This window comes from Paenibacillus sp. ClWae2A, assembly GCF_032452295.1.
Lineage (GTDB): Bacteria > Bacillota > Bacilli > Paenibacillales > Paenibacillaceae > Paenibacillus.
Genome location: NZ_JAULSQ010000006.1, coordinates 1 through 12011 on the forward strand (window position 1 = coordinate 1; position 12011 = coordinate 12011).

Consider the following 12011-nt stretch of genomic DNA (forward strand, 5'->3'; position numbering starts at 1 on the left):
GCCTGTTGCTCCGGTAACTCCTGTCGTCCCTGTCACACCTGTAACTCCCGTGACGCCTGTTGCTCCGGTAACTCCTGTGGTTCCTGTCACACCCGTAACTCCCGTGACGCCTGTTGCTCCGGTAACTCCTGTGGTTCCTGTCACACCCGTAACTCCCGTGACGCCCGTTGCTCCTGTGGCTCCTGTCACACCCGTTGTGCTCGGCGTTTCTCCCAACAACTCCTGGGATACCAATCGGTGAGCCGCGACTAATACACCTTCGGCGTCTTTGCCCCATACAGATATTTGCGCTTCTGGAGCAGCCGTATCTGTGGTTGAAAATACAAACTCAAAAGCATCAAAATTGCCATAATAATCTTTGGTAATGACCTGATTAGGCAACACATTGAGCAGTTCTTCTACATATAACGTCCTGACCCCATTAAGGTAATAGCCCATAAGAAGCACTGTGAACATATCTGTCGCATTCCGGTTATCGATTTTGACCGTAACGGATTGAGTCGGTCTGATCCCCGTTATCCCTGAAATATTATTCTCAATGGGCCCAGTTGATAGAATGGCCATTTCATCACTCTCCTTTTCTTCTTCATGCGGAATGCCTTCATATAGCATTATTCAGAATTTTCTTAATAGTGTGGACAATTCATGTTCTATATGAATAATCACTTCAACTGCCCGTGTAGCAGATTGAGAAATAACAGTTTAATCAGGTATTTCAAATGTCAATTTTAATAACTCAATCCTCACCTAAATCACTGAATGGACCATACGAATTAGCATTAATCCCTTTAAATGATATTAAAAGGGATTAAAAGAAATGAAAATTCAACATTGATCTCTTCTATGCCGATAACATGTATGCTTCATGTCAAAAAATATATACACACTACAACTGGAAAGTTATAATATGGGTAGCCAACATTCTCCAGTCATTTCATATGCAGATCATTTGCAAGTAACTCGTGTAAAAGAAGTCGTTTCCGAACGTTATGCTCTAATTGAGGTGATATCGATGAAACATTTACTTCCAGATTTAATGTCTTTATTGCGTACGGATATGGATATTCTGGATACAGACCTCTCCACATTTACCATTCCGTCATCAACGTCGTTGGTAGATGCCTTCTCCTTATTCGACACATCTTCTTATCTATTCATTCAGGATGATGGTCCCCTATTGGGATATATCGCCGTATCCGATGTTTTGCATGCCATGATGCATGCACATCGCCTAATAGAAGCTTATTTTGAGACCACACTGGAGACAGCGAGTTCAGCTCTGACATTAATTAATGAAGACGCGAAGGTGGCCTACTGGACAACTGGCGCGGAGCATATTTTTTCGATCAGCAAAAAAGACATCATCGGACAACCCGCAGCGGACTTTTTTCCTCCTGATCGGCTACAGTCTCTCAAGACCTTGTACACCGGCGAGTCGGTCTATCGCAAACAGCATCAGCCACGGCCCGACCTGTTCGCCCTGATTAATGCTCGTCCTGTCCAACTGGATGGACATATTGTGGGTGCAGTTGCTGCCGAAGTGGATATAACAACCGAAATCCGATTACATCAGGAACTATTACATATGACTTCCAAAGTCCAGCATCTGGAGAAAGCCGTTGCTCGACTACGGCCCGAATTAGATCCATTCGCCAGAATCAAGGGCAGCAGCTTGGTCATCAAGCAGTGCATGGAGACCATTCGCAAGATCAGTACCACCTCAGCAACCGTACTTATTCTCGGAGAGAGCGGCACAGGCAAGGAGTTATTCGCCAAAGCCATTCATGATCTTCGTGAATTGCAGACTGCACCGTTCATCGCTATTAACTGTGGGGCAATCCCTGCTTCATTGTTTGAAAGTGAATTATTCGGCTACGAGAAAGGGGCTTTCTCCGGAGCGGATCCCAAAGGCAAAAAGGGCAAGATTGAGCTTGCCAAAGGGGGGACTCTTTTTCTGGATGAGATCGGTGAGATGCCATTGGAATTGCAAGTGAAGCTGCTTCGGGTGTTGCAGGAGAAGAGTTACTTTCCTGTGGGGGGAACGCGTATGAAACAGGCTGACTGCCGGATTATCGCTGCGACCAACCAGAATCTACAGCATATGATTGCCCGCAATCAATTCCGGGAAGACCTCTACTATCGGCTAAATGTCATTAACCTTGTCATCCCTCCTCTGCGCATGCGGAAGGAAGATATATATGAATTAACCCAGACGTTCCTTCAAGAATTCTCGTTGCTCTATAACCGTCATATTGAGTTGGTTCCACCTGAAGTGTTCAAGTTGCTGTTCCAATATGATTGGCCAGGCAATGTACGTGAATTACGAAACGTGATCGAACGCCTGACCATTCTGACGACAGATGGTGAGGTGAAGCAGGAATATCTGCCTGATACCCTCACTTCCCTCACCATGCAAGAACAGTCCGAAGTTCAACTGACATCCGGATTTCATTCACATGCCAACAGTGAAAATCAGCAACGTCCAGATTCAGCGGGAGCAGAACAAGAACCTCGAACGGTTGCACATGTAGACGAATTAGATTTCTCAGATGATTCCGAACTTGTCTCCGGTGTTACCTACCAGCTAAAATTGGACACCTATGAGGCTCAACTTCTAATTCAATATCTGAAAGCAGCAGGTGGCAACAAACGAACACTCGCCAAGCAACTTGGCATCTCCAGGGCAACACTCTATAATCGCATGAAGAGGCTTGGTCTATGACCAGCCTCTTCTTGTCGTTATGAACGGTATATCAACGAATAGAACCTTACAAAATCCGTGCCAAGCGAGTCAGCGCCGTTTTGAGATGGCGATAGAATGTCGCCCGGCTCATGGAACACGTCTGGGCTGCGGCAGTTGGATTGCCAGCATGCGTCCAGTAGGCCGCGTATAACAGCATCTGATCCTGTGGAGATAGGCCATGCACTCTGCCCTCCAACAAATCCATGACATACAACTGTAACTGGATTCCATCCTTTACTCCTCTAACCCTGCCAACATATTCCCGCAATTCTCCCGGAGAACGAAGGTATCCTAACATCTTACGAACATCCTGTTCCGTCCAGACTACATCATCCACTTCCGTTGTTTCCGGCTGTATACGAGTCTCTGCTGATTTCGGATCAAGTAAAGACATGACCCACTTTCCGAATTGTCCATTACGCAAATCCAAATCAAGTACGTCGGCCTGATCCTCAAATCTGTCGCAGACACGCGTGCGGGTTGTTCGCATCCGGAATCCAATACTTTGCAAAAATAGTTTCAGGTGAGGATTCGTTGCAACAAGCATGGCTCGCGCACCGTCCCCCAGCAGAGATAGCCGGTCCAGTACCATGTATCCTACCAGTTCTTCTCGTGTATAACCAGGCACATCATCTCTTGCCGCAGCCAGCAAAGCAAAGTGCGTATCACTCTGATCCGGGTCATTCCCCAGCTCCTCTGATGTGAAGCATTCATACATCTCATTCGGAAAATATTTTAACAGCAGCTCACTACTAGCCTTATGCACAAGGACTGTAATGAACATGGCGATTGTCTCCCCATGCTTGTCACGCATTAATACGATTCCTTCGGGATAACGATGTGCCAGTTCATCCAGGAAGGGGCCATAGGGTACAACCTGCCATGGTTCTACACTGTACTCGCACCATTGTTGTAACAGGTTGTGCAGAGCAGGCAGATCGTCGCTTCTCATCGTTTCCAGAGGTGAGAACAAGGAATCACGGGACACATCCGCGTACTTGCGGTATTGAAGCATGGATTCCTGACAGAGCAACAGCATCTTCCGGGCGATCTGGCGACGCTCATGTGGACCCGCCTGTTCATGCAGCGGTTTTAGCAACTTCACAATCTTGATGCGCATGGTCTGCAATCGATGAGGCTCACGTTGGCGAAAGTCCCGGAGTAGATGTACTCTGGCCATATCATGCAGGGCAAGACCATCCGGGCCGGAACGGATAAACGACATCTGTCTCAGCATGTGGTACTCTTCTTGAGTCACGGTCATATCCAGTACGGATGATAACAATTCCTGATTGGCTGTCTCAAGCAATGTTAGTACCTCCACCATGGGATGCAGACGAGGTGTAGTCAGTTCCAATAACAATCGAGCACTGATCATATGAGACAGTTCAGCCCATTCGGATTGCGGAAGATTCCTCCTCTGATCCGCAGCTTCTACCGCTAAGGCCAGACCCAGTGGATGCCCATCGGTCATTCTCGAAATGGTGCCTGCCATGCCCTGATTCAAAAAACCTGCCACCGTGATATATTCCGTAATCTCATCCACTGTGAAATGTTGAAGCCGCATCTGAATAAACCTCTGATGCAATCGGGGATGTGTCCGCCAGGTAGATGCCAATTCCGGGCGTGATGCAAGAATGACAAGAATTCCTCTTAACGGAAGTTTGGATACAAACACTTCCATAAACCAACTCTCTAACAGAGCCAGCTCTTCATAATTATCCACTGCCAGGACCATTCGCCTCTCGATTGATGTGTCTTTAAGCAGACTTAATGGCCGGGGGTATCCTTCACTATCCAGTGTCTCCAATCCTAATGTAGAGGACAAATAATCCATAAAAACGGAAGGTGTCGCTCCACATGATCTGCCGTCCATCCAGATTGCTGTCGCACCTCGACTCCGAGAGAATGATAACATCTCTGAAAGCAATGAAGATTTACCGATGCCTCCCATACCGGTAATTGAAAATATGGTCAATGGGGCTTCCGGATGATTAAACCACCGCTCCAGTGTGGTCAGTTCCTTGATTCGACCAACAAAACGTTTGCCATCCTCAACATACTCGTCGTATTGAGCCTCACTACTGTTTCCCATATGTGTCCTCCGTACTAGATACTGGTACTTTTAATGTATTTATTTTCTCACCAAAATTGAGACTATATTGAGACGCGCAGCTGCATGTGAAGTGATAGAATCTTGTTAAAAGCCAATTTATAGGAAATTTTCAAAACAGCGGACATGGAAACGTTTTTACACGATATACATAGACGCCTCCGCGCTACTTCTTAACATAATGGATCATTCCGCCGATCAAGCACAGCCAACTTGCACATGAGCATTTACTGATCTCGAATTCATGCTTCCCTTTCAAACCCTACTACCAGCCCGATATTCCAGGAAAGGCGGATTTGTGTGAGAATAAACCTCGATATCTGTAATCTGAGCGGACAACTTGGAATCAATCCCAAACGACTTAATGAATGGCTGCACCAAAGTGGCATTTCAATGGCGGCCAATGAAGCAGAACCGGAAGGACGTCCTGACCGGTCATCACCCCCGTATCGGCTGGCTGCTCCATCTTCATTATCACTGGCACCATCCTCCGGTCAAACGAAGCTGTATCGGGGCCGACGCTCCACTTCCACCGCACAACGCCTGCATGCTTCATTACAACATACCCGGCGGATTAGTAAAAACTGCTAGACTGTGCTCAAGGTCGTGTCAGATCGATGCACAGTCTGTCTTCCATCTTTTCCTCCCATCAAGAGGATTGCCACTGTCCATTCTCAATCATCGCGTGCGCGAGCAGCGCCATCTCCAGACAAATTCTTCTCCCTTGGTCCATGTAATCTGGCCCCATCAGTTCTTCCAGCTTCTCCAGTCTGTTGTACAACGTTTGCCGATGAATAAATAACTGGGCGGCTGCATCCCGCTTGGAACCAAAATTTTGAAGGTAGGCATCCAACGTCTCCACCAATCGCAGGTGATGCGTCTGGTCATGTTCAATCAACATACCCAGGTGATCCTGAACAAAGGGTTGAAGGAAGGATTGGGGCAATGCCTTTAACATTTGATATATACCCATACGTTCGTAAAAGTGAACATGTTCCATCCGATCTACTGACCTCGAAACTTCGATCACCTGATAGGCCTCCTGAAGGCTCTCCGGCAGGCTGGTCAAACGGCTGCGCACCTTGCCAAATCCCACGTGAATCATAACCTGCTTCAAGTTACGACTGGCAAACCGTTTCACGTCCAGGGCAATCCCTTCCAGCAATCGCAGCAGTTGATGACGTGCAGCAGCCGTTACCGCTTCCTTCGCACAGCACAGATATACCTGGTTGTTCTTCAGCATAATCAGGCTGGGCAGATTGTTCTTCTTGAGCAGAGAACGAAGCAGGACAAGAACATCCTGATGATTGGCTTCCATTCGCTCCCGGCCTGTACCCTTCAATCGATGTTCAATCTCGATGACCCCTCCCGCAAACCAGTACTGCCCCTTCACCAGCAAACGAAGCCCCATTCGGGTCTGAGCCTGTTCCTCCTGATGGATGTTGCCATTCATCAGATCCTGGATCAATTCATTCTGATTACGGACCATCTTCTCTTCAAGAAACTGGGAACGAAGCGTGAGCGCTGCCGCCGCCTTCGCCGTATAATCGAGCAACAGCTTGAGATATTCCACTGGAGCTGCGGGATGCACAATCATGCCTACAGCCGAAAATACTTGGCCAAAACAGACGACCGGATGACAGAGCAGAGCCTTCTCTTCGTCCATGTGAAACCATAATTCGGTATCTGAATCATTCAAATCCAGATGTTCTACCTCCTGCTCATACCAGGTATAGATGGCCTGTTCCATCTCCGGAACAAGTTCGGGCACAAAACTGCCCGGCTCCATGGACGAAATGTACACCACCGGTTTTGCAGCGTACTCATGCAGCAGGTTCAGCACAGCAGACATATCCGTACTCTGCAATGTTCGTTGCTGAAGCTGACGGGAGTAAGCCTCCAGACTTTTCAGCAGCTGGTGCTGATGATTAATGAGCAGAGAGTGAATATCCTGCGTAATCTCGACAAAACGGACCGGTTGCTCAAATACGATCAGCGGAAACTGGTGTCTGTCCGCCAGTTCAATCAGTTCTTCCGGGATTCCGTATATGCTGGTACCAAACTCTACACATAACCCCGCTGCCTCACTGCCAATCAGCTGAAGCAGATACTCTTCGCGCCCTTCTTCCGATTGAAGCCACAGTCCAGTGGATAAAATAAGATCATGGGGGCTTACAAATGGAGATACATTCGTAATCTCAAGCACATGAACCCAGCCAACCTGACGGTTCACTCCATCCTTCCCTGCCGCTAGTCGTGCTCGGCCAAATACCGGACGTGCAAGGATATCTTTAATCGTAAACACGCGGTCATTTTGCAATGGCAATCCCTCTTCGTGTTATTTTTTCTTACATTATAATTCATGGACAAATGTCCTGAACAGTCTTTTTCGACAATATGTTGAGTACTATTTCTAAAAATTAGACATCAAGTATGGTGCAAAACGAATACTCAAGTCATAAACTTGTAGTATAAGCTAACAACCAATAAATGGACGAGGTGCATGGTGATGAGAATCGGAATTCCCAAAGAAATCAAGAATAATGAGAATCGTGTAGCAATGACTCCGGCCGGGGCTGCTGATTTCATCAGAGCCGGTCACCAGGTACTGATTGAACAAGGCGCGGGAATCGGCAGCGGCTTCACGGATCATGAATATAAAGCTGCGGGCGCAGAGATTCGAATGGATGCCAAGTCAGTGTGGAACGAGGTCGATCTGATCATCAAAGTGAAAGAACCGCTTGCCAGTGAATATGGATATTTTCGTCCGGGACTGATTCTGTTCACCTACCTGCACCTCGCAGCGGAACCGGAGCTTGCCAAAGCGCTTATTAAAAGTCGGGTAACGGCCATTGCGTATGAGACGTTGGAAGTCAACAGTACTCTACCCCTGCTAACCCCTATGAGTGAAGTTGCAGGCCGCATGGCCTCCCAGATCGGAGCACAGCTACTGGAGAAAACGGAAGGTGGCAAGGGCATTCTGTTGTCCGGTGTACCAGGCGTCAGTCGGGGGAAAGTGGTCATTATTGGTGGTGGAACGGTGGGAACAAATGCAGCCAAAATTGCCATTGGTCTTGGCGCCGATGTGACCATCCTTGACCTGAATCTGAATCGTCTACGCCAGTTGGATGATATCTTCGGCAATCAGATCCACACGCTGGTATCCAGCCCTTCCAACATTGCAACAGCTGTTGCGGCGGCAGATCTGTTGATCTGTGCGGTGCTGATTCCGGGCGCCAAGGCGCCAACGCTTGTCAGCGAGCAAGTGGTTAAGACGATGGCACCGGGTTCGGTCATTGTGGATGTCGCGATTGATCAGGGCGGGATCGTTGAGACCATTGATCATATCACAACCCACGATGAACCGACCTATGTGAAACATGGCGTCGTGCACTACGCGGTGGCGAACATGCCGGGCGCCGTGCCGCGTACGTCTACGGTGGCGCTGACCAACGCCACCATGCCTTATGCGCTGCAGCTGGCGAACCACGGTGCAGCCGCCGCGATTCGCGGCAGTTCGTCCATTCGCAGCGCGGTCAATGCGCTGAATGGACATATCACGTATGAGGCGGTTGCCCGGGATCTCGGGCATGCCTATGTTCCTGCGGGTCAGGCGCTGGAGAATACCGCCGCTGTCCAGTAATCTTGATATGATCGTTCCACCCGGCCCCTTGTCGCCAGGCCTGTGGAACGCAATAGAAGCGCAAGTCGGGCAGATGATGTTCCCGGCTTGCGCTTCTTGTTTTTTTTCACATATAAGATAGCTCGTTAGTTGGTATAAGGCCTTTAGTTTCCTCCAGTTTTGGCGCTTCAGACTGCTCGCTCACTGCACACTTCGCGGAAGTTGCAATCCCGGCAGGACCGGTGCGAAGGCATCGCTGTGAAGTAGGTGACGTCCTTTGGACGGTTATAGTACTCATCCTCCACACAGGATCGCATCTCCTCAATGTAACGACCCACGTTCTCCTCCACCTTCCGGATATCCTCTTCTGTGGCTGTAAACTCTCGGTGTTTTCCGGTTAACAGATACTCCACTCGCAGCTCAATCTGCTCCAAGGGAACCCGGTAGTGCTCTCTCACATAGGATGCGTACAACATTAGCTGATCGGAGAAGTCATCTTCCTTGCCCGTCTTCCAGTCCACAATGACAATATTGCCGTTACTGCGCCGATACAATAAGTCCATCTTCACATACACGCGCGTATCGTGCAGCATCATGGTATCCCATTTCTCGATCTCCAGAATGTCCGTACTTGCCCGGGATAAGTCCTCCCACGTAAGCGTCTGGTACAGGTTACCGACACAGGCCGAAGCCCGTTCCTTAATCGTGGCGATCCGGTCATTCAACGTGTCATCCCCATAATAGATCTCGGACAGCATTGTGCGATTCTTGGGGTTCAGCCGCCACTGATCCGCATCCATCGACTCCACATACGCCTGATTCAGCAGCTTGCGTATCGTCTGTTCCAGAAAGTGTTCACGCGGTTTATCTTTGCCCTCTTCCCTGCTGCGTATCGCCGACTCACACATCCGATGCGCGAGGTCCCCGAAGACAAGATACAGATTGCTGAGCTGCTTCAGACGGTACAGACGAACCTGCATCTCATCAGCAGAGTCTGTCTTCCAGCCGTTATGGGCACCGTAATAATGATAATAATATTTGCGCAGGCACTCATCGAACATACTCGCCCGCGACTGCGAATAAGACCATTGCGGGTATTGTGCCATAAGAACTTCTGCCTTTCTGTATGCCGGATCTGCATGAGATCCCTTAATGCTCACAGTATAAAGCCCGGGCAACCTTGCCGCAAGCGCGCTTCCGTTATTTTCTTCTGACGCAACCGTTTCCGATTCGATCCGTATCGTTTATATAGTATCATCACCAAAAGATGAAATTGCGGAGCAGAACGCATAATATACTCTACAGAGGGCAGCGAATTCGGGACCGGGAGGCTAGTTGGGATTTAGCCCGGGGCCAGTGCAGGCCCGGCGCTAACGAATCTCACACACCTTATCCCGTGGTCACGAGGTTTTACGGAATCTAACGAACCCCAGACAAGCTAATTAGTCTTATTTCGGTTGGAGAACGTGTTTACTGTGAGCAAATGAGCCAATAGCTTGTCTCTGATTCGTTACATTTTCAAATCTGGAAATTTTCGTGAAATAAGACTTACTCGGTTCGCTAGAAAATGATTATATGAAAAAAATTGTACAGGCATATCCTAAAAGGGGGCACCACCCATGAATCGACCGGATTGGTTCCAGGCGGAAGAAGCATTACAACAGATCCAAGTCATCGGAAGCGACCGGAATGAGCTCGTGAACATCATCGGCGATGTAGAAGGATTGAATTGCATTGGCACAGGTACAGACGCGGCTGTATTTACGTATGACGGCTTGCCGCAGTATGCCTTCAAGATGTACTCGGATCATGCCTTGGACAAACTCGAAAATGAAAAACAGGTATACGAGCAGCTCAAAGGTCTGCCATACTTCCCTACCTATTACGGCAGCGGCCGGAACGTTCTCGTGATCAGTTTTGAACCCGGGGATACACTGCTAGAATGTTTGGAAAAGGGAATCCCCGTCCCCGAGCAGGTGATGCTCGATGTGGACGCAGCGCGAGAAGCCGTTCGCAGCCGCGGGCTGAACCCTCGCGACATTCATCTGAAAAATGTAATTCTTCAGGATGGACGCGGGAAAGTGATTGACGTATCCGAGTATATTCAGGTCGGCAATGACAATCGCTGGGAGCATCTCGTCTGGGCTTATCACAACATCTATCCACGGATCAAAGGAACGCCCATATCTCCGCGCATGCTGCAAACGATCAAATGGGGATACAATCAGTTCGATCATGCCAACGTCAAAATGGACGACCTCGCCAAGAAAGCCAACCGTTTGTTCTCCAGATTTATGAAATAAGCACGTTGTACACATAGATGATTGTCTTGATATTATTGAATCAAAACCACCCGGATAACAGCCTTGAAGAGGCCTTTATCCGGGTTATTCTTTGTATATGTGCGTATGCGTATGATTATTGTTACGGTAATCACTGCTGTGTGCTCTGCTTCTGCTTCTGCTTCTGCTCACAATTGCGACTGTGAGTTACATATGGTCACAACCATCGTTATGACACTTTATTCGAGACTACTGCTAAACTGGCTGTGCTCAACCTTCTTTTCTCCCCCGCCCCTGCGAAGGGGTCATACCCTTGTACTGTTTGTATAACTTCGTAAAATAGTTGGCATTGTCGCAGCCTACTCTGGCGGCGATCTCCGTAATGGTCAGGCTACTGCCTTGCAGCAGTTGCTCTGCCTCACTCATCCTGCACCCGTTCACGTATTCCACAAAGGTACGTCCGGTCAGCTTTTTAAACATTTTGCAGAAGTGATACGCATTCAATCCCACATGACTTGCCGCTTCCGTAACAGACATCTTACCTGTGGGGTCCGCTTCAATCTGTGCAATCAACTTTTTGAAACGTTCGCGGTTGGGAAAATACGATCCGACCGATTTATCCGGTAGCTGCTGCGGCATAAAGGTTCGCGCAAGCAGGGTGAACAAGGCATGCAGCTTGGATTTCACCACGAGCTGATAAGCCGGGGGCTGTGACGCCATTTCCTCCACAGCTTCATTTAGCAAAGAATAATAGCCTGTGCAGGCTGTGTTTTCCTCTGCCGGTTTGACCGGGAATCTCACTCTTCCTTCCAAGTACGGCGCGACATATTGCTCATGCACAGGATCATGGGTGAAATCATGGAACAGTGCACGGTTAACTACAACGGAATCATAATGCACATCCCCCTCATCCAGAGCATATCCAACATGCAATGTGCCTCCAGGAATGATGATGACTTCACCTGCTCGAACTACATAAGGTTTGCTATCAATATGAAACAGCGCACTTCCCTTGCGCATAACAATCAGCTCAAAATGTTCATGCCAATGCAAATACAAAATGCATTCTTCAGCTTTCATATCTGAACACCTATTTTGGAACAGCTGAAATGGATGTGATTTATGGTCAATTCGGGTATTTTCGTGAAGCGCTTTCAGATCTAGCACGACTTCTTCCCCCTCTTCACAAGATCCGACTATTATTACACAAGATTGTTTAGAGCCATCCCGTTAATCCACGGCTATAATGAG

The 12011-nt window shown here is 48.4% G+C and carries 8 protein-coding genes and 1 pseudogene; 4 read left to right on the plus strand and 5 right to left on the minus strand.

Annotation, left to right across the window (positions count from 1 at the left end; genetic code table 11):
• A pseudogene (locus QVE09_RS18395) lies at positions 1 to 564 on the minus strand (YVTN family beta-propeller repeat-containing protein); the annotation flags it as partial.
• A gap of 343 nt (positions 565 to 907) precedes the next feature.
• Here QVE09_RS18395 and QVE09_RS18400 point away from each other — a divergent pair.
• Positions 908 to 2722 carry a sigma 54-interacting transcriptional regulator gene (locus tag QVE09_RS18400; protein WP_315937927.1) on the plus strand — a complete coding sequence of 605 codons (1815 nt, stop codon included), beginning with the start codon at positions 908 to 910 and terminating at the stop codon, positions 2720 to 2722.
• A gap of 46 nt (positions 2723 to 2768) precedes the next feature.
• On the opposite strand, the gene QVE09_RS18405 is transcribed toward QVE09_RS18400, so the two are convergent.
• Positions 2769 to 4838: an ATP-binding protein gene (locus QVE09_RS18405; RefSeq protein ID WP_315937928.1), complete on the minus strand. Its 2070-nt coding sequence runs from the start codon at positions 4836 to 4838 to the stop codon at positions 2769 to 2771.
• A 318-nt stretch (positions 4839 to 5156) separates the two neighbouring features.
• Here QVE09_RS18405 and QVE09_RS18410 point away from each other — a divergent pair, with 318 nt between their 5' ends.
• Positions 5157 to 5447: a hypothetical protein gene (locus tag QVE09_RS18410; protein WP_315937929.1), complete on the plus strand. Its 291-nt coding sequence runs from the start codon at positions 5157 to 5159 to the stop codon at positions 5445 to 5447.
• Positions 5448 to 5505: 58 nt separating this feature from the next.
• Here QVE09_RS18410 and QVE09_RS18415 read toward each other — a convergent pair whose 3' ends face one another.
• A complete protein-coding gene (locus QVE09_RS18415) occupies positions 5506 to 7176 on the minus strand; it encodes a PucR family transcriptional regulator (RefSeq protein ID WP_315937930.1) in 1671 nt (556 codons plus the stop codon).
• 189 nt (positions 7177 to 7365) lie between these two features.
• Here QVE09_RS18415 and ald point away from each other — a divergent pair, with 189 nt between their 5' ends.
• Positions 7366 to 8499 (plus strand): alanine dehydrogenase, encoded by a 1134-nt coding sequence (gene ald / locus QVE09_RS18420; protein ID WP_315937931.1) that lies wholly within the window; start codon positions 7366 to 7368, stop codon positions 8497 to 8499.
• A 167-nt stretch (positions 8500 to 8666) separates the two neighbouring features.
• Here the strand turns inward: ald and QVE09_RS18425 are convergent, their stop codons facing one another.
• Entirely contained in the window at positions 8667 to 9584 is a 918-nt protein-coding gene (locus QVE09_RS18425) for a PD-(D/E)XK nuclease family protein (RefSeq protein WP_315937932.1), read from the minus strand.
• Between the two features lie 513 nt (positions 9585 to 10097).
• On the opposite strand from QVE09_RS18425, the gene QVE09_RS18430 reads away from it, so the two are divergent.
• Positions 10098 to 10781, plus strand: a complete 684-nt coding sequence (locus QVE09_RS18430; RefSeq protein WP_315937933.1) for a serine/threonine protein kinase — start codon at positions 10098 to 10100, stop codon at positions 10779 to 10781.
• 249 nt (positions 10782 to 11030) lie between these two features.
• On the opposite strand, the gene QVE09_RS18435 is transcribed toward QVE09_RS18430, so the two are convergent.
• Positions 11031 to 11840 carry an AraC family transcriptional regulator gene (locus QVE09_RS18435; RefSeq protein ID WP_315937934.1) on the minus strand — a complete coding sequence of 270 codons (810 nt, stop codon included), beginning with the start codon at positions 11838 to 11840 and terminating at the stop codon, positions 11031 to 11033.
• Positions 11841 to 12011: the final 171 nt, after the last annotated feature.

What these genes read in the sequence shown, in the direction of transcription:
- QVE09_RS18400 (WP_315937927.1), top strand. Translation starts at nt 908, where the DNA reads ATGGGTAGCCAACATTCTCCAGTCATTTCATATGCAGATCATTTGCAA.
- QVE09_RS18405 (WP_315937928.1), bottom strand. Translation starts at nt 4,838, where the DNA reads ATGGGAAACAGTAGTGAGGCTCAATACGACGAGTATGTTGAGGATGGC.
- ald (WP_315937931.1), top strand. Translation starts at nt 7,366, where the DNA reads ATGAGAATCGGAATTCCCAAAGAAATCAAGAATAATGAGAATCGTGTA.
- QVE09_RS18425 (WP_315937932.1), bottom strand. Translation starts at nt 9,584, where the DNA reads ATGGCACAATACCCGCAATGGTCTTATTCGCAGTCGCGGGCGAGTATG.
- QVE09_RS18430 (WP_315937933.1), top strand. Translation starts at nt 10,098, where the DNA reads ATGAATCGACCGGATTGGTTCCAGGCGGAAGAAGCATTACAACAGATC.
- QVE09_RS18435 (WP_315937934.1), bottom strand. Translation starts at nt 11,840, where the DNA reads ATGAAAGCTGAAGAATGCATTTTGTATTTGCATTGGCATGAACATTTT.